Origin of the sequence: Clostridioides sp. ZZV14-6150 (assembly GCF_020657875.1) — a bacterium.
Taxonomy (GTDB): Bacteria; Bacillota; Clostridia; order Peptostreptococcales; family Peptostreptococcaceae; genus Clostridioides.
Genome location: NZ_JAGWDA010000017.1, coordinates 1 through 22177, shown reverse-complemented (window position 1 = coordinate 22177; position 22177 = coordinate 1). Strand labels below are relative to the sequence as shown.

Genomic DNA, 22177 nt, shown 5'->3' with positions numbered 1-22177 from the left:
TAAAAATATAGAAAATTTAATAATGACGAACTTATAAAAATTTAAATTTTAAATACAGAACGAAAATAAATTAGGTATATTTTAATGGGAGGATATTATGATAGTAAAATCTAGGTTAGTAGGTTTAGAAAAAAATGACAATAATGGAAATAAGACAAAATATATAGTTGAAAAAGTAGCAAAAAATATATTTCTACTAAGTGCTTTAGTAGCAGTTGCAAGTTTACTTTTGATAATAGGATTTGTATTTTATAAAGGGTTAAGACCTTTTATATTTGAGGGATACTCATTTATAGATTTTTTAACAGGTGCAGATTGGGTTCCTTCAGCTAATAAGTTTGGAATATCATCTATGATAGCAGCATCAATAGTTGCTACAATTGGTGCACTTATAATAGGAGTACCAATTGGAATATTAACATCTATATTTATAGCAGAAGTAGCACCTAAAAGATTAGCAAAAATAATGTCACCAGCAGTTGAACTTCTAGCAGGTATACCTTCAGTGCTGTATGGAGTGTTTGGTCTTGCAGTAATAGTTCCAATGATACAAAGTATATTTAATCTTCCAAAAGGACAGAGTTTATTAGCAATAATAATAGTATTAGCAGTAATGATGTTACCAACAATAATATCTGTATCAGAAACAGCTATAAGAGCAGTACCAAAAGCATATAAAGAGGGTTCATTAGCACTTGGTGCATCAAAAATAGAAACAATATTTAAAGTTGTATTACCGGCTGCAAAGTCTGGAGTATTAGCTGCAGTAGTATTAGGAGTAGGAAGAGCTTTAGGAGAAACAATGGCAGTAATACTTGTTGCAGGAAATTCACCAGTTATGCCAACTTCTATAACAGATAGTGTAAGACCACTTACAACTAATATAGCACTTGAAATGGGATACGCATTTGGGACACATCAAGAAATGTTATTTGCAACTGGAGTAGTATTGTTTACATTTATATTAATTTTAAACTTAGTTTTAAATAAACTTTCAAATAAGGCGGTAAATTAAGATGAGAAAGTTCAGAGAGAATATATTGAAATTATTAGTATATCTATCAGCATTATTTACAATAGTATCACTGGTAGTTATAGTAGGATTTATATTTATAAAGGGAATCGGAAATATGAATTTTAATTTCTTATTTAGTAATTATTCAGCATCAGGTGATGGTGGTATCTTCCCAATGATAATTACAACATTATATACTGTAGTGGTTTCTATAGTTGTAGCAACTCCAATAGGAATCTTAGCAGCCATATATTTACAAGAATATGCTAAAAAAGGAAAAGCAGTTACAGCTATAAGATTTGCAACTGAAAGTTTGTCAGGAATACCATCCATAGTTTATGGATTGTTTGGAGGAATTTTCTTTGTAGTTACCTTAAAAATGGGATATTCAATAGTTGCAGGGTCACTTACAGTTGCAATAATAATATTACCAGTAATAATTCGTACTACAGAAGAAGCTTTAAAGACAGTTCCTCAATCATATAGAGAATCATCTCTAGCATTAGGAGCTACTAAATTTCAAACTTTATATAAAGTAGTACTTCCAAGTGCAGTACCAGGAATTCTATCAGGAGTAATATTGTCAGTTGGTCGTATAATTGGAGAATCAGCTGCCATACTACTTACAGCAGGTACTGTAGCTAAGATGCCAGGAGGAATATTTGATAGTGCAAGAACACTAACTGTACACTCATACTTACTAACTAAAGAGAGTGGAGACATAGCAACAGCAGCTAGTATAGGTATTGTTTTAATAGTAATTGTATTAGTATTAAATATGTTAGCAAGATTTGTTGCTAAAAAGTTAAATAAGGCTAATTATTAAATTTAAGAGGTGTAAATGATGGAATTAATCAATAAAATAAAAATGAGTGTAAAAGATTTGGATTTATTTTATGGCGACAAGCAAGCTCTAAATAAAATAAATATGGATATAAAAGAAAATAAAGTTACTGCTTTAATAGGTCCATCTGGATGTGGAAAATCTACTTTTATAAGAACATTAAATAGAATGAATGACCTAATAGAAAATGTAACAATTACAGGGAATATTTCTGTTGATGGAGAAGATATCTATACTTCAGATGATGTTATAAACCTTCGTACAAAAGTAGGAATGGTATTTCAAAAACCTAATCCATTTCCTATGAGTATATATGATAATGTTGCATATGGACCTCGTACACATGGATTAAGAGATAAAAAGCAACTAGACAAGATAGTAGAGGAAAGTTTGAAGGGAGCAGCTATTTGGGAGGAAGTTAAAGATAGGCTTAAGTCATCTGCATTAGGATTATCTGGAGGGCAACAACAACGTATATGTATAGCAAGAGCAATTGCTATGAGACCAGAAGTTATACTTATGGATGAACCTACATCTGCTTTAGACCCAATTTCAACATTAAAAGTAGAAGAACTTATAGAAGATTTAAAAAAGGACTATACAATAGTCATAGTTACACATAATATGCAACAAGCTGCTCGTATATCAGATGAAACAGCTTTTTTCCTAAATGGAGAGGTTATAGAATTTAGTGATACAAAAACTATGTTTACTACTCCTGTGGATAAAAGAACAGAAGACTATATAACAGGTAGATTCGGTTAAAATATATAACTATAAAGGAGTTAAACAATGGTCAATAATAGTTTAGATATAAGTATTGATACTTTAAAAGAACAGACAGTACTTATGATGGAAAAATGTGAAGATGCAATAGAAAAGTCTGTAACTTGTATGATAGAGAAAGATTTAGAAGGTGCAAGAAAAGTAGTAGAAGATGATGAAAAAATAAATAAATTGAGAGAAGAAATAAGAGATAAAAGTATAGAATTAATAGTACTTAAACAACCAATGGCAAGGGATTTAAGATTTATTTATTCTTTGGGAAACATATCAATAGAATTAGAAAGAATTGGAGATTATGCAGCAAATATAGCTAGAGAAATGTTGAAAATAGGTGGAGAAGCGTATATAAAAGAGCTAATAGATATTCCTAAAATGGCAAAGGAATGTAAGAATATGATGTCTCAAACTAGAGAAGCTTTAATATCATTTGATGCAAGTATAGCTTATAATGTTGGAAGTAAAGATGACATTGTAGATGATTTGTATGAGCAAGTACAAATTGATTGTTTAAAAATAATGCATGAAAATTCAAATACGATAGACCAAGGAGTAAAACTTTTACTTATAGGAAGATACCTTGAACGAATTGGAGACCATATAACAAACGTATGTGAAAAAATAATCTTTGCAATTGAAGGTAAAATGGTAGAGATAGGATAAAAAAAACTGCTTTATAGCAGTTTTTTTTATTGTCTAAATTAAAATGTAATTGTTAAAAAGATGCGATTAATGGGTAAATTTAAAAAATTGTGATATACTAGGAACATATTAAATATGAGGATGCGTATTTTATATAAGGTGCTTTTAGGAGGTGGAAATTTGAAACTTCAAAAGATGGGTATGAGGACTATAAAGACAGGAATTAGTGTAACTTTATGTATGCTTCTTGGTAATTATTTAGTTGAGAATATGTTTTATTCTCTAGTAGCATGTATAATTTCTGTTCAGGACACAGTGAAAGGTTCTTTAAAGACAGGAATCAATAGAGTAGAAGGTACTATTTTAGGTGGTATAATAGGATTTTTATTTGCTATCACCAAAGCGGGAGACCCATTTTTATGTGGTCTTGGTGTAATGTGTTCAATATATCTATGTAATCTGTTTAAAATAAAGTCAGTAGTTGTTGCCTGTGTCACTTTTCTAGCCATACATCTAGGTGTGGGAAACAATGACCCCGTATACTATTCTTTACACAGGGTATTAGATACATCTGTAGGAGTTTTATTTGGTGTACTCGTTAATTATTATGTTGCTAGACCAAACTACCTAAATAGTGTTATAGATGAGTTTAAAAAAATAGAAGAACTTTCAATGTTGCTTATTGAAGAAAAAATACTTAGAAAAGAAAATCTAGACGTAGAAAAATTTGAAGAAGAAGTAGAGAAATTGGAAGAAATATATTCAAAACTTATCGATGAGTTAGACTATAGTTTAAGTGAAACCAATATAGAAAAAATAGAAAATGCCTTAAGGATATGTAGAGAAATCCACTTTCACATGCAATCTATAGAGTTACTAGAAAACAAACTCTATTTAAAAGAGCATACATATAAGTACCTTAAGAAAACATATGGTGTGGATGAACTGGATTGGAATGTAGATGAAGAAAAAAGTCCAGTATTTAACTATCATTTAATGAAAATAATGCTTGAAATAGAATTATTGAAAAAATTAAATAAGTCATATCAATAATAGTCAATAAATAATAAATAAAAAATAGTATCTTTGTAAATATTAAACATATATAAGTTTAATTTACGGAGGTACTATTTTTTATGAATACTATAAATGAAAATTCTAAAATATTAGAAAGATACAAAATGAAGCTTTTTGGAGAACTTGTAAAGGCAGTATGGAATGAGGATACAGAAGATATTGAAAACTTGCCTGAAAAAATTTTAAGTGAAGACTTAAAAGAAAATTTAGATAGTCATTTTGATAAGCAATTTGATAAAGATACTATGGTGAATTTAATCAGGGTAACTATGGGATTAGATGTAACAGGAGATACAGATAAAAACCTAAAAGATGCACTGCACGAAGCTGTAAATTTAGATGAAGTAAAAAGACCAATAATATCTATAATATCAGATGCTTGTAAATATTGTGATGAAAATAATAAAGAAGATGAGTCATGCAAGATAAGAAATAAGCATATTAATTGTAATGAGGAAGATACATGTAGTGCCTGTGGTGATTGTGTGTCAAGATGTAAATTGGGTGCAATATCAGACAAGATAGAATTTATACCGATGATAAAGCTATTAAAAGATATAAAGAGTCCTGTATATGCAATAGTCGCACCAGCTTTTGTAGGGCAATTTGGAAAAGATGTAAGTCCTGGTAAGTTAAGAACTGCATTAAAAAAGATAGGATTTGAAGATATGATAGAGGTTGCTTTAGCAGCAGATATGCTTACTGCAAAAGAAGCATATGACTATTATGAGCATATGAAAAATGATGAAGAAGGATGCTTTATAACTAGTTGCTGTTGTCCTATTTGGGTTAGCTTAATACAAAATAGTTTTCCTCAAATATTAGATAAGGTATCACCATCTGTGTCACCTATGATTGCTTGTGGTAGAGCTGTAAAAATTTTAAATCCAGAGGCTAAAGTTGTATTTATAGGCCCTTGTATGGCAAAGAAGAAAGAAGCAATGTTGGAAGATATAAAGGATGCGGTTGATTTTGTGCTTACATTTAAAGAATTACAGGAAATATTTGATGCATTAGAACTAAATCCAGCAGTAATGGATGAAAGTAATAGAGTAGAAGCATCTCTTTCAGGTAGAGTTTATGCTAGAACAGGGGGTGTAAGTAAAGCTGTTAAATTATCAGTTAGAAGAATTGATAAAAATATAAAGTTTAAAGAAAAAGCATTTGAAGGAACAAAAGAATGTATGGATGGTCTAAAGAAAGTTTTAAATAAAGAGATAGAGGCTACTTTCATAGAAGGAATGGGTTGCGTAGGAGGTTGTGTGGGAGGTCCTAAGCGTATTTTAAGTGTAGAAGAAGGTACTAAGAATGTCGATGAATACAGTGAAAGTACAAATATGGAAACACCATTTGATAATTTAAATGTGCTACAATTTTTAACTTCTATGGGAATAAAGAGAGTAGAATCATTGGGAGAAAAAGAAGAAGAACAAGTAAAGAAAATATTTAGTAGAGACATAAAAAGTAATAAGAAGGACAATAAATATAAAAAATAATTTTCTTAAGTTTGAGTTTATGTTTTTATAAAAAGGGAGATATGGGGGATGAAAATTAAAGATAATAAAACTGTTTTTCATGTAATTATACGTGTATTTCTTGTAGCTATTTTAATTCTAACTGGGACATTATTAGAAGAAAAAATTAACAATGTTCCAGTTGAAAATCTCAATACAAAAGATAAAACTACATTAGAATTACTTTCTCAAAATAATACTTTAGGAGAAATTATATATAAAACATCTCAAGAAGAGGGGAAAGGACCAGGAGCTACATCTGAAAAAGTTGCATACATAACAATAGATGATGGACCATCAAAATATACAAATGCATTGCTCGATATTTTAAAAGAAAATGATGTCAAAGCGACATTTTTTATGCTTAATCAAAATATGAAAAACCACAAAGAAGAGGTGAAGAGAGTCTTAGAAGAAAAAAATTCAATAGGATTTCATAGTGTAAGTCATGATATACATAAGTTGTATAAGAGTCCAGAAATAACAGTTGGAGAATTTAACACATGTAATAAAACACTACAAGATATAACTGGTCAAAGCTCAAAATTAATAAGGCTACCATATGGAAGTAAGCCATATATGCCAGAAGGTTCATACGATAAGCTTATGGCAAATGATTACCTAATTTGGGATTGGAATTTAGATACGCAAGACTGGAAATCGTCCACAAGTCAAATAGTTAGTAATATCTTATATTATGGAAGAAAAAGAGATGAATTAGTAGTATTAATTCATGAAAAAGAACAAAGCGTAAATGCTTTAAATAATATGATAAGAATTTTAAAAGAAAGAGGATATACTATATTGCCAATCACAGAGAATGTTATGCCTAAAAACTTCTGGCAAGAAAACCTATAGTAAATTTTTAAAAATATAAAATACAATAAAGCATTTATAAAATATAATACATAACTTAATGACATTTAAAATATTATAGTTAAAATGTCATATAGGAAAATAGCATATAAAGTGAAGCTAGCATAAAATTGATAAAATAGTAGCAAAAATGTCAATAAAGGAATAGAATAATTATTGACTATATAAAACAAAATAATGTAAAAAACATAGTATAGATTATAATAATTAGCATAGAATATAAAAAATAATAATTAAGAAAATTCAGAAAAAATAAAATAAAAATAATTGACAAAGAGAATAATATTTGTATATAATAATATATAATATTAAAGACTAAGAAGAAGAGGAGTAAGTAAATACTACTAAAAGAGAGGAAAATTCACTGGCTGTAAGATTTTCTAAGTATAAGGTTTACTGAATGTAGCTTTGGAGTTTCTAAACTGAACTATTAGTAAGTTTAGACGGTTAGAATCGTTAAATTCTTTGAGAGTCAAAGTTATTAAGATTGTCATTAACTATTAATTTAATTATATGTTGATGAATTTTTAAACTTTGGAATTAAGGTGGTAACGCGAGCTTTTCGTCCTTTTAAAAGAGGATGAAAGGCTCTTTTTTATTCACAAAAATATTTTAAAAATTTATTTATAAAAATATAGGAGGCAATACAATGGAAAATACGAACTTATCAAAAACTTATAATCCTAAAGATTTTGAGGCTAGGCTATATAAAAAATGGATGGATGAAGGGTATTTTAAATCTAAACCAAACCCAGATAAAAAACCATTTACAATAATGATGCCACCTCCAAATATAACAGGGCAATTGCATATGGGACATGCGCTTGACCATACTCTTCAAGATATACTTATTAGATGGAAACGTATGGATGGATATGAAGCTTTTTGGCTTCCAGGAACTGACCATGCTTCTATAGCAACTGAAGTTAAAGTTGTTGAAAGAATAAAAAAAGAAGAAGGTAAGACTAAATACGAAATAGGAAGAGAAGAATTTTTAAAGAGAGCTTGGGCATGGAGAGACGAATTTGGAGGAAAAATAGTTAATCAGCTTAAACAATTAGGAGATTCTTGTGATTGGGATAAAGAAAGATTTACTATGGATGAAGGTTGTAATGAAGCAGTTATAGAGTTCTTTGTAAACCTATATGAAAAAGGGCATATATACAGAGGAAATAGAATAATAAACTGGTGTCCAGACTGTAAAACTACTTTATCAGATGCAGAAGTTGAGCATGAAGAGCAGGATGGAAACTTTTATCATATAAAATATCCATTAAAAGATAGTGAAGACTTCTTGGAAATAGCTACTACTAGACCTGAAACAATGATAGGGGATACTGGTATAGCTGTAAATCCAGAAGATGATAGATACAAACACTTAATAGGAAAAACAGCAGTACTTCCATTAGTAGGAAGAGAACTTCCAATAGTTGCAGATAGTTATGTAGATTTAGAGTTTGGAACTGGTGCTGTTAAGATGACTCCAGCTCATGACCCTAACGACTTTGAAGTAGGTTTAAGACATAATCTTGAGCAATTAAATACAATGAATGAAGATGGAACTATGAACGAAGTTTGTGGAAAATATGAAGGCATGGATAGATTTGAGTGTAGAAAAGCCATCATAGCAGACTTAAAAGAACAAGGATATCTAATCAAGATAAAAGAACATAATCACAATGTAGGAACTTGTTATAGATGCCATACAGTAATTGAGCCTAGATTATCAGAGCAATGGTTTGTTAAGATGGAAGAACTTGCAAAACCAGCTATAGATATTCTTAAAAAAGGAGAATTAGAATTTGTTCCAGACAAGTTTGATAAAACTTATTTACAATGGTTAGAAAATATAAGAGATTGGTGTATATCAAGACAATTATGGTGGGGTCATCAAATACCAGCTTACTATTGTCAAGAGTGTGGAGAAATAGTAGTTGCTAAAAAAATGCCAGATAAATGCCCTAAATGTGGAAGCACTCATTTTAAACAAGATGAAGACGCACTAGATACTTGGTTTAGTTCTGCATTATGGCCTTTCTCTACCCTAGGATGGCCAAATAAGACAGATGCATTAGATTATTATTACCCAACAAGTGTACTTGTTACAGGATACGATATAATATTCTTCTGGGTAGTTAGAATGGCATTTGCAGGTATGTTCTGTATGAATGAAAAGCCATTTGACCATGTATTAGTTCATGGCTTAGTAAGAGATTCTCAAGGTAGAAAAATGAGTAAATCTTTAGGAAATGGTATCGACCCATTAGAAATAATCGAGCAATATGGAGCTGATGCACTAAGATTTACATTAACAACTGGAAATTCCCCAGGAAATGATATGAGATTCTATATGGAAAGAGTAGAATTTGCTAGAAACTTTGCTAATAAATTGTGGAATGCATCAAGATTTGTATTTATGAATATTGATGAGGAGATAATTAAGAATATAAATAGAGAAAATGTAAAAGATAATTTAACTCTAGCTGACAAATGGATAATATCAAGAGCCAATAATATTGTAAAAGAAGCTACTAATAACATGGATAAATTTGATTTAGGAATAGCATTACAAAAGATATATGATTTTACTTGGTCAGAATACTGTGACTGGTATATTGAAATGGTTAAACCTAGATTATATGGAGACGATACAGACGCTAAGTCTGCTGCTTTATATACATTAACTTATGTACTTGAAAAAATATTAAAATTATTACATCCATATATGCCATTTATAACAGAGGAAATATATACTCATCTTCCTACTGTTGAAGGTTGTATAATAGTATCTGAATGGCCAAAATATAATGAAGAAGATAATATGGCTGATGAAGAAGAAATGATGAGTTTATTAATGGAAGGTATAAGAAGTATAAGAAATGTGAGAGCAGAAATGAATGTACCACCTTCTAAGAAAGCTAAATTGATAATAGTACCAAGTGAAGATAAGATAGAAACTATTGAACTTGGTAAGGATTATTTTATAACTTTAGCATCTGCTTCAACTGTTGAGATAGCAAAAGACAAATCAAATGTACCAGAAGATGCAGTTGGTGTAGTTATTGATGGTGTTGAAATATTCATACCTCTTAATGAATTAGTTGACTTTGAAAAAGAAATTGAAAGGCTATCTAAAGAAATGAAAAAGTTAGAGGGAGAAATAAAGAGAGTTAATGGAAAACTTGCAAATCAAGGATTCTTAGCAAAAGCTCCTGAAAGCTTAATAGAAGAAGAAAAAGCTAAAAAAGAAAAATTTGAAGAAATGATTAAGTCTGTTGAGGAAAGATTAGCCAATTTAAAAACTAAAGTAAAATAAATGTGTAGGATAAAAACATACAAAGAGTACTAAATATGTATTCTTTGTATGTTTTTCTTTCTATGTAGATAAATATGATGTTATAATTTTTTAGAGATATATGATATTTTTATCTTATTATGACTATATTAATTTTATATTTTTGAACTTTATAATCAATAAAAAATTGATATATTATAATATTTAATATAGGATAATAAATACATGTTGCATTTATTTTCCTATATTTTTTTATGTTGTATAGTTGAAAAAATATATAAATTTGTCAAAAAATAAGTTTATATATCAAAAATAATTGTTATAAGTAATTTAATCGACAATTTAAATTTATATCAAAATTTAAATATAAAGCTAGCTAGATACAGTTTGTAAATTGAAATAAAGTAAACTAAATGATATTTTAGATTTGGAGGTGATATTATGTTTAGGGTAGTTATATGTGATGACGAAAAAATACAAAGAAGCATACTAAAAGAGTTTGCAGAAAAACTGTTGTCTGAAAGGTGTCTAAATTATCAAATATTGGAATTTTCCTGTGGAGAAGATTTACTCTCCAAATACCCAGAAAAAATTGACATTATATTTTTAGATATCCAAATGAAAGATATTAATGGAATTGAGGTGGCTAAAAAAATAAGAAAGTTTGATGAAAAAGTAGAGATTATATTTACAACAGCTTTTTCAGAGTATGCCCCACAAGGTTATGAAGTTCGTGCTTATAGGTATTTAGTAAAACCTATAGACTATAGTAATTTCGCAATGGGTGTAAATCTTTGTATTGATAACCTTCAAAGAAAGAAGGAACGTTATATAGTTTTGTACAACAAAAAAGGATTTAACAGAATACTGATAGATTCTATTTTGTATGTTGAAACTGTAAAGAGAGATTTAGTTGTACATACATCAGGTAGAGATTATAAAGCTAATATGAGTATGAAACAAGCGGAAAAGTTATTGTGTGAAAATGGCTTTTTTAGATGTCATACAAGTTTCATTGTTAACTTGAGAAGAATAGAAGATATTGGAGACAATATGATTACTATTAATGAAAAATTTATACCTATTAGTAAGTACAGACTCAAAGATTTAAAAGCAACACTAACAAGCTTGTTATGTGATATAATGTATTAATTTTGAAAAAGGTAAAGAAATATGGTAAAAAATATTTAGTGTCATCACAAAGCTATTGATTCAAAGCTGTCTTAATGTAGAAGAACTTTTCTATATTAAGACAGTCTTTATTATGTAAAATGGTAATTTAGCAGTTATCAATATTGTTTTATATGTAAGGTATGCTAATTATAATATGTATTAATTTAATTTTTAAATATTAACTTCAATATAATGTATTTTATATTTTGTACTATATCATATGTTGTATATAGTATTATAATATAATTCCAAATAAAAATATGGATATTGCACCTACAGCTATTGATACTGCAATAGACTTAAATTTATAAGCTACTAATAGTACTATTATACCTGAAATAATCTTAGGATTAGTAAATGAAAGGTATAGATTATCTCCATTAAAGAAAATATCTTTTGCTATTAGTGAACTAAGTATAGCAATAGGTATAAATTTCATGATATCTTTAATAGATTCAGGCATATCATTTTTTGAGAATATTATCATAGGTAAAATTCTTGGAATATAAGTAACAATTGCCATGCCTAAGATAACGATAATTATGTAATTATTATTCATAGTAGCCTTCCTTTCTATGTGTTAATTTTTGAATATAAAAACCAAATAAAGAAGATAAAATTGATGCTATTATAATAACTAAACTATTCTTAAAGAAAGTATATAAAACTACTGATAATAATATAGAAAGTATAGAAACAAGTACATATATTTTATTTTTAATTTGATTAACTATTAGAGTAATGAACATAGCTGTTAATAGAAAGCCAGCAACAGAATCGCTTATATGAACAATCTCTCCAAGAAATGCGCCCACGAAGCAACTTACAGCCCATACTAATATACAAAGGTTATTTAAGTATAAAGCATGTGTATCAGTCCAATTTCCATAAGTATATTTTTCTAAGTTTATAGCAAATGTTTCATCTGTAACACCATGACAAAAATACATTAAAAATTTCATGTTCTTATTTTTTATGTGCATATGTAAGTTAGAGCTCATTAGGAAGTTGCGAAGATTCAATATAAATGTAGTTAAAATTATCGAAGTAATACTTCCATTTGAAGCGAGCATAGAAGCAGCTACAAATTGTGAGCTACCAGCAAATACTATAAATGACATAAATAATATATAGAAGGCTGGTAGACCTGCTTTTTGAAGCATAATACCACAAATAAGTCCTAAGGGAATATATCCTAGAAATATTGGGATTGATGCTAGAAAGCTTTCCTTTAAGATTTCTCTTTTTGACATGTCTTTTTTCAAATACAATCACCCCTTAAAAATAATGAATATTTATAAAATTCTATAAATAATTGCTTCATTTTATTATAGCTATTTTAGCTAGTTATATCAATGCTTAAGATAGTAGCATGTAAGTATCAAAAAATCCACTTATAGTCTGTAGAACTTATGGTAATGATTTAATAAATAGTTTAATTCTATTAAAAGATTTCCTTTTATGCAATTTATTTATTGAAATATGATATAATGTATTAGGTATGTGGTATTATTTAACATGCAAGAGAAATTTTATTTGATTGGATTTTTTAGATACTAACAAAATATAGTTTTTTAATATTATTTTTTAATATTACTTACTGATATTAATTTTTAGAATAGTGCTTAAATGGGTTGTACAACATATAAAGATAATTATTCCCCCTAGATAAATAAAATTAAGATATATAATATTTAAATTACAAAATATGAAATATAATTAATAGTTAATTGTGAATAATGAATAACAAAATATACAAGGGGATTGTCTAATAGAAAAGACAATCCCCTTTTTACAAATAATTCTAAATTGTGATATAAATCTAAAAATTTTATCGTAATATTTAACAATTTAATGACAATAATTGATATAATTAAGATAAATTAAGTATATAGTGTACTTATTTTATGTTTTTAGCAACAAATAGAGCATTTAAAAGATAAATTGTGCCACTTAAATTAAGGTTTAAGATGAACTATTAATGTAGATATATTAAAAACTTTTAGTAATGGAGAATATATGTGATATGAATAATAAAGTTAAGGTTGCAGTATTAGATACAGGAATAGATAAAGAACATGATTACTTAAAAGATAACTTAGTTGGAGGAATTGCTTTTGAATGTATACATGACTATATTTTTATATCAGACAAATTTGATGATGAAGATGGTCATGGAACTGCTTGTGCATCAATAATCAAAAAGGAGTATGAAGATGTAGAGCTATTTGTGATAAAAATTTTAGGTAATAAAGATAGTATTACAAATATAAAGGTTCTTGAAGAGGCATTAAAATACCTTTTGGATACTAATATAAGACTGATTAACTTAAGTTTATCAGTTATAGGTGTAGAAAGTGTTAAGGGCTTATTTGAAGTTTGCTATGAATTGTTTAGAAAAGGAAAGATAATAGTATGTTCCTTAGCTAATAACTTTGACTTGAGTTATCCAGCTATGTTTAACAATGTCATAGGTGTAAGGGCTTCTACTTTGGATATAGAGAATTCTTTTTGGTACAATAAAAAATATGATGTTCAATGTGTTATGGATAGTAATTCATATATAAGTTGTGATATAAATAATTCTTTCAGATTACCACCAAAATGTAATAGTTATGTAGCTGCAAAATTTACTGGGAAAATAGCTAAAATATTGTCAGAAGAGCCAAACATAACAATATACGCGTTAAATAAAAAACTCGAGTCTCTAGCAACCAAAAATTGTTGGAGTAGTTGTGATTTAGACAAGTATAGTAGGATTCCAGATTTTAAAGTGGATTTATATGATAAGGAAAATGCTCTGCTTGTGGAAGTTGCTGATGTTATTAGAGAGTGTTTAAATACTGAAGCTGATAATGAAAAATTATTTCAATGTAGCCTTTTTAATAAAGAGATAGGATTAGTTTATGATAATTGTTTTAATCTATTAGAAAAATTAGAGAACAGATTTGATTTGAAATTTAATTATATGGACATATCAAAATATGACTTAGTTTCCATATATACATTAACTGAATTAGTAGAAAGATATACAAATACAAAAGATAAATAAAAATTTATGAACCAAATTTAATGTAGAAGGTGTTAGATTATATGTATTCTTTGTCAGTAGATTAAAAGTGAAAAATATACTATAATTAGATAACATAAAATAAAATGCCAATACAGGGGGAATTAGATAATGAAATATGAAGAAGCATTAGAATATATATCACAAACCAATAAGTTTGGTATAAGATTAGGTTTAGAGAATATTGGGAAATTATTAGAACTGTTGGGAAATCCACAAGAAACTTTAAATATAATACATGTAGCTGGAACTAATGGAAAAGGTTCGGTGTGTTCTTTTATTTCTAATATACTAAGAGAAAGTGGATATAAGGTCGGCCTATACACATCTCCATATCTAGAAACTTTTACTGAGCGTATAAGAGTAAATGGAGAGAATATACCACAAGAAGATGTTGCTAGAATAATTGATTTAATAAAAGAAAAGATAGAAGTTATGGTAAGCCAAGGTTATGCATATCCAACTGAATTTGAAGTAGTTACTGCAATGGCATTTTATTACTATTCAGAGCAAAAAGTAGATTTTGTAGCTTTAGAAGTTGGATTAGGTGGAAGATATGATGCTACAAATATAATAACAAAATCACTTGTAAGTGTAATAACATCTATAAGTTTAGACCATACAGGAATACTTGGAGATACAATAGAAAAAATAGCATATGAAAAAGCTGGTATAATAAAGGAAAATGGAGTAGTACTTGTATATGACCAGACTGATGAAGCAAAGGATGTTATAAAGTCAGTTTGCAAAGAAAAAAATGCAAAATACATAGAAGTTAATTTTGACAATATAAATATAAAAAAATCAAACATAAACTTTCAAGTGTATGATTGTAATGTAATGGGAGAAACTTATAAGAATCTTGAAATAACGTTGATAGGTGAACATCAAATAAATAATTCTATATTGGCAATGAGTGTACTAAAATATCTAAAAGATACAAAAAAATTAGATAATGTAAGTGAAGAATCTATAAGAGAAGGTCTCATAACTACTAAATGGCCAGGAAGAATAGAAAAGATAAAAGAAAGTCCAATTTTTATAATAGATGGAGCACATAACGAAGATGGAGCAAAATCTTTAGCAAAAGCACTTGATAAACATTTTAAAGATAAAAAACTAACTTTATTAATAGGTATGTTGGAAGATAAAGATATTGATGGTGTTTTGGACATACTAATGCCTAAATTTAGCAAAGTAGTGACAACAACTCCTAATAATCCAAGAGCTATAAATTCAGATATATTAAAAGAAAAAATATTAAAATATGTAAGTGATGTAACGTCAAAATATGAAATAGAAGATGCAGTTAATTATACATTGGAAACATCAAATAAGGATGATATTATAATAAGTGCAGGTTCTTTATATATGATAGGCACAGTAAGAACTTTGGTAAAGAAATTATAATCTTATAAAATAAATACATATAAATATATAGATAAAAATAAAAGACATATAAAGAGGAGTTGGCTAAAATAATAGACAACTCCTTTTTTAATAAAATCAGTTTTTAGATGAGTGTATTACTATATATTATCAATATCTAGATAGATTGACGAATGGCTTTAGATAATTGGTCTGGGCAAGAAGTACCTTTACCTCCACAATCAATACCATTTAATTTATCAGCAATTTCAAGAGCATTTTGACCAATTATTAAACTCTTAAGCCCTAATAAATTTCCATTACATCCGCCTATAAACTCAGCATCAACAATCACATTATTTTCATCAACTTCAAAAAACATCTCTCTACAACAAACACCACTTGGGTTAAAAGTAACCTTCATAAAAAAGACCTCCATTAATTATTATTTCATTGTGTCAACATCAATAATAATACCAAATATATGTATAATAATGCAACTATAAAGCATAATACAAGCTAATAAAATAATATATTATTGTAGTATATGTATTGTAGAGAGGAGGGGTTATATGAAAATCTATATTTCTAACTACCTATCAAAGAGCATTAGTATAGTTGATTATTCTACGCTTGAACTAGAAAAAGAAATAGTATTAGAGGATAATATATATCCACATCATTTTTGCATAGAAAAGGAAAAAAATTTGATATACATACCTAGTTCGAGCAATGGAATACTATATGTTTTAGACTTAAGTAATGATAAAATAATTGATACTGTTTCTATAGGAGGAAGTCTTAGTCAAGTTATGCTTAGTGATAATGAGTTATTTGTAGCAAATGAAGATTCAAATAGCATATATGTATTGGATAAAAACACATTAAATCCAATAGGAATCATTGGCGTTGATAATATGCCACATGGATTTGATTTTGACAGAGAGAGTAAAAAGCTATATGTACCATGTATAAATTCGATAGTATGTATAGACACAATAAATAAAAGTATACAAAAGAAAATCAATATGGACTTTAGAGCATGGCATATAGCACTTGATAAACAAAAGAAAGAAATGTATATATCAACACTTGATGGAAAGCTTGTAATAGTTGATGAAGTAAGTATGGATATAAAAAAGGTATTATATGAATTCTTATTGCCAGTAGAAATAAGGTTTAATTATAGTGGGAAAAAAGTTTATGTTGCTGACTTGGGTTATAATAATGTAAGAATTTTGGATTATACAACAAGTAAATATATTGGAAATATTGAAATAGATGGAATTCCTCAGGGATTAGAAATATCTAAAGATGAAAAGTTATTATTTGTATCAGATACTCAAGAGAACTCAGTTAAAGTCTATGAAACTGCAAATAACAAATTAATAAAGGTAATCAAGGTAGGAAAAGAGCCTACAACTATAGTTTGTTTGTAGGCCTTAATGTATGTCTCTTATAAGTAAGTCGATAACTTCAGCATACATATAAGATGCATTGTTTTTCCAATTGTTACAAATAAGTTTTGCTTGTTTCTCTGATGAAACATTTAGATTTAAATCTATTAAGTTAGATTGATTTTCTATGACTCTAAGATTGACAATGAATTCATTATCACTTTGTTTTACGAAGCTAGATTTTACTTGAGTATCTGCTAGTAAATTTTCTTTATTAGAATCTATATACTTGTCTATTTTTTCAGTAACACTAGTAGGTATTCGATTAAAAAAGTATTCTAGACTTTCTACGCCTCTTTGAGTAAGAGCATAATATTCTCTGTCAGAGTCTTTATATGTAGTCAAAAACTTAGATTCCATAAGCTGAGATAAAAGTTGTTGTAATGAAAAGTAATTCATCATTTCAGTCTCTAATACTACTTGAGTTATTTGAGAATTAGTTAAGTCCATTTTAATTTTTTCCAATATATACAAAATTAAAAGTTTGTGATAAGCTAATTCTTCAGATGAGTTTTCAAACATAAATATCATCCTCCGTCAAACTATTTCTATATATAATATATTAAACTAATTTATACAAAATTAAAAGAATAATTTGTATAGTATCATTAATCTTTAACAAATTATATAAAATTAATTTTATAAATGAAGACAAGAAAACAGGGCTACCAATCGGCAGCCCTGTTGATACCCAGGTGTCAAAATTTACTATCTATTTTCCAGCCATTTGTCTTTCAGCCATTTCAACTAATTTCTTAGTCATGTATCCACCAACATATCCATTTTCTCTAGCTGTTAAGTTACCTTTGTCTATGTTTTCATAGTTAGATAAACCTATTTCGTTAGCTATTTCTAATTTCATTTGATTTAAAGCTGCTTTTGCCTCTGGCACTACTGTTCTGTTTGAATTTGACATAGTAAATTTCCTCCTTAAATAATTAGTTTATGATGTCTAACAACACTTTTATTTATGTGATGTTAATACTAATTTCTCCAAAATAAAAATAATATATACAGAAAAATAAAGGTAAAAATGTAAAAAATATAAAAAAATTAAAAAAAGTAGTATTTTAAAGAGGTTAATTGGTCTAATATAGAGTTTATTTTTTTATTTGTTGTCCTATAAATTAAATATTACAGTACTTTTTTGAGCTAAAAAAAAATAAATTTTAAATATAGAAGAATTTATTTAAAAGGGGGAATAGTATGAAAAGAGAAGTTAAGAGAACTAAAGCTTTAATATATAGTGTTTTATTTTTTTCATTGTTATTGGTATTAATATTTGCTCTTGTTTATGGAATAAAATATGTATGCTCTAAATCTGATAACTCAAAAATGCCTATATATAGAGTTGATACAAATGAGAAAAAGATAGCTCTGAGTTTTGATGTTGCTTGGGGAACTGATAACATGGATGATATTCTTAAAATTTTAGATAAACATAACATAAAAGCTACTTTTTTTCTAGTTGGTAGTTGGGTGGATGATAATGAAGAAATTGTTAAAGCTATAGATGAAAAAGGACATGAGATTGGAAATCATTCAAATACTCATGCTAATTTAAAAGAAATATCAAAAGAGGATATAACAGAAGAAATAGAAACTACATCAGAAAAAATATTTAATATAACAGGTAAAAAGACCAATCTATTTAGACCTCCTTTTGGAGACGTAAACAATAAAGCTATGGACATTTGTGGAGATTTAGGTTATAAAGTAATTAAGTGGGATGTAGATTCGATAGATTGGAAAGAACTTGGCCCAAATCATGTAATTGAAAAAGTAATAAAAGAAGCTCAGCCTGGTTCAATAGTTTTATTTCATGCTAATATAAATGATGTAGATAACTATTTGGATACCATAATAAATCGACTTAAAAAAGATGGATATAGCTTAGTAAAAATATCTGATTTATTATATAAAGATAATTACATAGTTGATTCTAATGGAGTACAAAAACCAAAAAATTAATAATCAATAAATGTATATTTTTAGTAGTGTTGTGGAAAATTGTATAGTATATGTTAGAAAAGTGTCGATAAAAAGACGGTGTCTATTTTTTGACACTTTTTTATGCATGTATGTAATATCAATAATTATAGATTAAATCAGTAAAAAAAGCGTCTAATAATTGACTTTTTTTTATTGAGTTTAAATGATTAAATTGAACTACAAACGCTGTAAGATAGTATTTTCAAAGGGTATAACTTTGTTTAAAAGTTGGCATAGAAATTGCTTTGATAATAAGCGATATGTTCTATAGAAATAAACAATATGTTAAAGTCTTGTAATAGAAAAACAAGATTAATATTATTTGAACAGCTTATAAAAAAAATTAATATATTTAAGGGGGCGTACTAGTTGAACAAACTATATTCTATTTTATTAAAACAACACGTTGGTGGTCCAGATAAGCCAGTAGTAAGTGTTGGAGATGTAGTAAAAAAAGGAACTCTAATCGCAGAACCAGCTGGATTAGGAGCAAATATTTATGCCAGTGTTAGTGGAAAAATAAGTGAAATAAATGACCAAGCTATAGTAATTGAAGCTGATGAAGCACAAGATGATACTTTTGAACCATTAAAAGGAGAAAGTATACTTGATTTAATTAAAGAAGCTGGAGTTGTAGGAATGGGTGGAGCAGGATTCCCTACTCATATAAAATTAAATATAGATTTAAAAGGTGGAACAATATTAGCAAATGCAGCTGAATGTGAACCTTTACTAGCTCATAACATAAAAGAAATAGAAGAAAATCCAGAAATAGTTTACAAAGGTATAAAATATGCTATGGAAGTTACTAATGCTGGAAAAGGTATGCTAGCAATAAAGAGCAAACATCCAGAAGCAATAGCAGCATTCAAAAAAGTAATAAAATCAGGAGATAATATAGAGGTTGCTGAACTAGTTGATATGTACCCAATGGGAGAAGAAAGAGCTATAGTAAGAGATGTTCTAGGAAAATTACTTGAGCCAACTCAATTACCTTCAGAAGCTAATGCAGTAGTAATAAACGTAGAAACATTAACTAGAATAGTAGAAGCTGTTGAGCAAAAAAGACCAGTTATATCTAAAAATATAACTGTAGTTGGTCAATTAAACAGTGGAAAAGAATCTATAGTATTTGAAGATGTGCCAATCGGAACTACTGTTGGAGAATTAATTGAAAGAGCTGGTGGAATAAAAGGTGAATATGGTGAAATAATCCTAGGAGGACCTTTCACAGGAAAAGCTACTACTTTAGATACTCCAATAACTAAAACTAGTGGTGGTATAATAGTTACTATGCCATTTGTTAATGAAAAGAGAAAGATGGGTCTTTTAGTCTGTGCATGTGGACCTAACGAAGAAAGAATGAGAGACATAGCAGCTAAAATGGGCGTTACTGATATAGTATCAGTTCAAAAATGTAAACAAGCTCAAGAAATAAAAGGTGCATTAAAATGTGAAAATCCAGGACACTGTCCAGGACAAGCTCAAAAATGTATAGAATTTAAAAAAGCTGGAGCAGAAGTTATATTAATAGGTAACTGTACTGACTGTAGTAATACAGTAATGGGTTCTGCACCAAAATTAAAATTAGGTGTATACCATATCACTGACCATGTAATGAGAACAGTTAATCACCCATTAATAAGAAGAATAAAAGGTGACGTAAGATTAAAAATAAAATAATTAATTAATGTAAAGCCATATAATAAAAACATCTTTAGAAGTGAATCTTAAAAATTACTTCTGAGGATGTTTTTTGATGTAACATATAAGTTAAATTGATAAGATGTGCAAATAAGATGGAAAAAATAGACAAAAATTCATCTATATTGTATAATAATGACAATAGCTATTAAAATTATATCAGACAAAAATAGTAAAGCTCAAATATGTGATTTGTATTGACATATCTAAATTAAATTTAGTCAACTATCCAAATAGAGTAAAAGTTTTTGTGTTATTTAAAGATACTCTATGGTATCTTTTTTAGTATAAAAACGAATTTTTGTCTTATATTAGAAAAATTATCTTGAAATATTAGTTTGTATTTTAATACATTCATAAAAAGTGCACTTAAAGAGTTAAAACATTGAACAAAACATTAAAAAAATAAAAATTACAAAAACCTATTTATAGAAACTGTGAAGTATATCTTAAATTTGGGCACTTAAGGGATATATGGAGTTAGTAGTGCAACCTGCTATAAATATAAATAGGAGTAACTTTTAATTATCAAAAATATATAAACAGACATAATAAAGTACATAAATCATAGTAAATATAGATATAAAATATATTTTTGAAATAGCTCCCTACATTCATAAAGAGTGTAGAGTGGTAGAACATCTGCCCAAAACTCCTTTAATTGCTGGAAGTTCCTAAAGCTAACTAAACCACAACATAATCATGAAATAAGGATAGGTGTGATAGAGTATCTATTTGATAGATACTTGACGGTTACGAAAGTAGAAAAAATTAGTTAGATAGCATAAGGTTAAACCCTAAGTGCCTTAAAAATGGATAATCAGCAGGTAAGCTTCGAAAAGAAGAAACTTCAACGACTAGAGAGAAATCTCGTACCTACAAGTGTGGGGAAATGGGGAGTACCTAATTATTAGGTAATGATATAGTCTGTGCTTAATAGAAATATTAAGAAGTTCATTAGAGAACTGGTTAGGATTAACGACCCTAATTGAACATGCTAAAGATGTATTGTGGAATCAAATCTATACAATAATATAATATTTTGAATTATATTAGATAGATACAATATATATTTTTAGTATCAGGAGAATTTTGAAATTAAAAATTAAAAAATCAAGTATAATTAGTTTAGCCATCGCTTTGAGTATGGCATTTACTACATTTACACCAATAGTATCTTATGCTGCTGAAATGAATGGCAAAGATGTAGTATTTGATGGGGAGAAGCCATCAGATGGGCAAACTCCAGAAGGAGAACAACCATCAGACGGACAAACTCCAGAGGGAGAACAACCATCAGACGGACAAACTCCAGAGGGAGAACAACCATCAGACGGACAAACTCCAGAGGGAGAACAACCATCAGA

Annotated in this window: 19 protein-coding genes, 1 pseudogene, 1 riboswitch and 1 other annotated feature; of the genes and pseudogenes, 15 read left to right on the top strand and 5 right to left on the bottom strand. The window is 28.1% G+C overall.

The window, feature by feature from the left end; translation table 11 throughout:
* Window positions 1-97: 97 nt before the first annotated feature.
* The 9 genes from pstC (at window position 98) to rgaR (ending at window position 11198) form a co-directional block, all read left to right on the top strand.
* Window positions 98-1015 carry a phosphate ABC transporter permease subunit PstC gene (gene pstC / locus KGF41_RS17115; protein WP_227433688.1) on the top strand — a complete coding sequence of 306 codons (918 nt, stop codon included), beginning with the start codon at window positions 98-100 and terminating at the stop codon, window positions 1013-1015.
* Window position 1016: 1 nt separating this feature from the next.
* Window positions 1017-1841 (top strand): phosphate ABC transporter permease PstA, encoded by an 825-nt coding sequence (gene pstA, locus KGF41_RS17110; RefSeq protein WP_227828309.1) that lies wholly within the window; start codon window positions 1017-1019, stop codon window positions 1839-1841.
* A gap of 18 nt (window positions 1842-1859) precedes the next feature.
* The gene (gene pstB, locus KGF41_RS17105; RefSeq protein WP_227828310.1) at window positions 1860-2624 is read left to right on the top strand and encodes a phosphate ABC transporter ATP-binding protein PstB; all 765 of its coding nucleotides are present in this window, start codon (window positions 1860-1862) and stop codon (window positions 2622-2624) included.
* A 27-nt stretch (window positions 2625-2651) separates the two neighbouring features.
* Window positions 2652-3305: a phosphate signaling complex protein PhoU gene (gene phoU / locus KGF41_RS17100; protein WP_227857009.1), complete on the top strand. Its 654-nt coding sequence runs from the start codon at window positions 2652-2654 to the stop codon at window positions 3303-3305.
* 159 nt (window positions 3306-3464) lie between these two features.
* Window positions 3465-4337, top strand: a complete 873-nt coding sequence (locus tag KGF41_RS17095) for an FUSC family protein (RefSeq protein ID WP_227433692.1) — start codon at window positions 3465-3467, stop codon at window positions 4335-4337.
* Window positions 4338-4420: 83 nt separating this feature from the next.
* Window positions 4421-5857, top strand: coding sequence for a [Fe-Fe] hydrogenase large subunit C-terminal domain-containing protein (locus tag KGF41_RS17090; protein WP_227828312.1), 1437 nt, complete (start codon window positions 4421-4423; stop codon window positions 5855-5857).
* Between the two features lie 48 nt (window positions 5858-5905).
* Window positions 5906-6733, top strand: a complete 828-nt coding sequence (locus tag KGF41_RS17085) for a polysaccharide deacetylase family protein (protein WP_227828313.1) — start codon at window positions 5906-5908, stop codon at window positions 6731-6733.
* Between the two features lie 326 nt (window positions 6734-7059).
* Window positions 7060-7324 (top strand) — a binding site (T-box leader).
* Window positions 7325-7400: 76 nt separating this feature from the next.
* Window positions 7401-10067, top strand: a complete 2667-nt coding sequence (locus KGF41_RS17080) for a valine--tRNA ligase (RefSeq protein ID WP_227828314.1) — start codon at window positions 7401-7403, stop codon at window positions 10065-10067.
* 420 nt (window positions 10068-10487) lie between these two features.
* Entirely contained in the window at window positions 10488-11198 is a 711-nt protein-coding gene (gene rgaR, locus KGF41_RS17075) for a two-component system response regulator RgaR (RefSeq protein ID WP_227828315.1), read from the top strand.
* Between the two features lie 256 nt (window positions 11199-11454).
* Here rgaR and KGF41_RS17070 read toward each other — a convergent pair whose 3' ends face one another.
* Both KGF41_RS17070 and KGF41_RS17065 read right to left on the bottom strand, forming a co-directional pair.
* The gene (locus KGF41_RS17070; RefSeq protein WP_227433697.1) at window positions 11455-11778 is read right to left on the bottom strand and encodes an AzlD domain-containing protein; all 324 of its coding nucleotides are present in this window, start codon (window positions 11776-11778) and stop codon (window positions 11455-11457) included.
* Window positions 11771-12484, bottom strand: coding sequence for an AzlC family ABC transporter permease (locus tag KGF41_RS17065; protein WP_227828316.1), 714 nt, complete (start codon window positions 12482-12484; stop codon window positions 11771-11773). The genes KGF41_RS17070 and KGF41_RS17065 overlap by 8 nt, the downstream gene beginning before the upstream one ends.
* A 761-nt stretch (window positions 12485-13245) precedes the next feature.
* Here KGF41_RS17065 and KGF41_RS17060 point away from each other — a divergent pair.
* Both KGF41_RS17060 and KGF41_RS17055 read left to right on the top strand, forming a co-directional pair.
* Complete coding sequence (locus KGF41_RS17060; protein WP_227841239.1) at window positions 13246-14271, top strand: S8 family peptidase; 1026 nt, start codon at window positions 13246-13248, stop codon at window positions 14269-14271.
* 129 nt (window positions 14272-14400) lie between these two features.
* Window positions 14401-15699 (top strand): bifunctional folylpolyglutamate synthase/dihydrofolate synthase, encoded by a 1299-nt coding sequence (locus KGF41_RS17055; RefSeq protein ID WP_227828318.1) that lies wholly within the window; start codon window positions 14401-14403, stop codon window positions 15697-15699.
* A gap of 136 nt (window positions 15700-15835) precedes the next feature.
* On the opposite strand, the gene KGF41_RS17050 is transcribed toward KGF41_RS17055, so the two are convergent.
* Entirely contained in the window at window positions 15836-16081 is a 246-nt protein-coding gene (locus KGF41_RS17050) for a TIGR03905 family TSCPD domain-containing protein (RefSeq protein ID WP_227433701.1), read from the bottom strand.
* A gap of 148 nt (window positions 16082-16229) precedes the next feature.
* Here KGF41_RS17050 and KGF41_RS17045 point away from each other — a divergent pair, with 148 nt between their 5' ends.
* Entirely contained in the window at window positions 16230-17096 is an 867-nt protein-coding gene (locus tag KGF41_RS17045) for a YncE family protein (RefSeq protein WP_227433702.1), read from the top strand.
* Window positions 17097-17099: 3 nt separating this feature from the next.
* Here KGF41_RS17045 and KGF41_RS17040 read toward each other — a convergent pair whose 3' ends face one another.
* A complete protein-coding gene (locus KGF41_RS17040; RefSeq protein WP_009891708.1) occupies window positions 17100-17636 on the bottom strand; it encodes a DUF4364 family protein in 537 nt (178 codons plus the stop codon).
* A 190-nt stretch (window positions 17637-17826) separates the two neighbouring features.
* The gene (locus KGF41_RS17035) at window positions 17827-18030 is read right to left on the bottom strand and encodes an alpha/beta-type small acid-soluble spore protein (RefSeq protein ID WP_003422115.1); all 204 of its coding nucleotides are present in this window, start codon (window positions 18028-18030) and stop codon (window positions 17827-17829) included.
* Between the two features lie 290 nt (window positions 18031-18320).
* Between KGF41_RS17035 and KGF41_RS17030 the strand changes: the two genes are divergently transcribed.
* The 3 genes and pseudogenes from KGF41_RS17030 to KGF41_RS17020 form a co-directional block, all read left to right on the top strand.
* Window positions 18321-19085 carry a polysaccharide deacetylase family protein gene (locus KGF41_RS17030; protein ID WP_227828319.1) on the top strand — a complete coding sequence of 255 codons (765 nt, stop codon included), beginning with the start codon at window positions 18321-18323 and terminating at the stop codon, window positions 19083-19085.
* A gap of 390 nt (window positions 19086-19475) precedes the next feature.
* Complete coding sequence (gene prdC, locus KGF41_RS17025; protein ID WP_227857008.1) at window positions 19476-20789, top strand: proline reductase-associated electron transfer protein PrdC; 1314 nt, start codon at window positions 19476-19478, stop codon at window positions 20787-20789.
* 442 nt (window positions 20790-21231) lie between these two features.
* Window positions 21232-21317: riboswitch (cyclic di-GMP riboswitch) on the top strand.
* 585 nt (window positions 21318-21902) lie between these two features.
* Window positions 21903-22177 (top strand): annotated as a pseudogene (locus KGF41_RS17020) (cell surface protein); the annotation flags it as partial.

Bases quoted from the DNA above. Each gene is read 5' to 3' on its own strand.
- KGF41_RS17090 (WP_227828312.1), top strand. From the start codon at position 4,421: ATGAATACTATAAATGAAAATTCTAAAATATTAGAAAGATACAAAATG.
- KGF41_RS17045 (WP_227433702.1), top strand. From the start codon at position 16,230: ATGAAAATCTATATTTCTAACTACCTATCAAAGAGCATTAGTATAGTT.
- KGF41_RS17050 (WP_227433701.1), bottom strand. From the start codon at position 16,081: ATGAAGGTTACTTTTAACCCAAGTGGTGTTTGTTGTAGAGAGATGTTT.
- rgaR (WP_227828315.1), top strand. From the start codon at position 10,488: ATGTTTAGGGTAGTTATATGTGATGACGAAAAAATACAAAGAAGCATA.
- KGF41_RS17035 (WP_003422115.1), bottom strand. From the start codon at position 18,030: ATGTCAAATTCAAACAGAACAGTAGTGCCAGAGGCAAAAGCAGCTTTA.
- pstA (WP_227828309.1), top strand. From the start codon at position 1,017: ATGAGAAAGTTCAGAGAGAATATATTGAAATTATTAGTATATCTATCA.
- KGF41_RS17040 (WP_009891708.1), bottom strand. From the start codon at position 17,636: ATGTTTGAAAACTCATCTGAAGAATTAGCTTATCACAAACTTTTAATT.
- KGF41_RS17085 (WP_227828313.1), top strand. From the start codon at position 5,906: ATGAAAATTAAAGATAATAAAACTGTTTTTCATGTAATTATACGTGTA.
- phoU (WP_227857009.1), top strand. From the start codon at position 2,652: ATGGTCAATAATAGTTTAGATATAAGTATTGATACTTTAAAAGAACAG.
- KGF41_RS17060 (WP_227841239.1), top strand. From the start codon at position 13,246: ATGAATAATAAAGTTAAGGTTGCAGTATTAGATACAGGAATAGATAAA.
- KGF41_RS17080 (WP_227828314.1), top strand. From the start codon at position 7,401: ATGGAAAATACGAACTTATCAAAAACTTATAATCCTAAAGATTTTGAG.
- KGF41_RS17055 (WP_227828318.1), top strand. From the start codon at position 14,401: ATGAAATATGAAGAAGCATTAGAATATATATCACAAACCAATAAGTTT.
- KGF41_RS17030 (WP_227828319.1), top strand. From the start codon at position 18,321: ATGAAAAGAGAAGTTAAGAGAACTAAAGCTTTAATATATAGTGTTTTA.
- pstC (WP_227433688.1), top strand. From the start codon at position 98: ATGATAGTAAAATCTAGGTTAGTAGGTTTAGAAAAAAATGACAATAAT.
- KGF41_RS17070 (WP_227433697.1), bottom strand. From the start codon at position 11,778: ATGAATAATAATTACATAATTATCGTTATCTTAGGCATGGCAATTGTT.
- pstB (WP_227828310.1), top strand. From the start codon at position 1,860: ATGGAATTAATCAATAAAATAAAAATGAGTGTAAAAGATTTGGATTTA.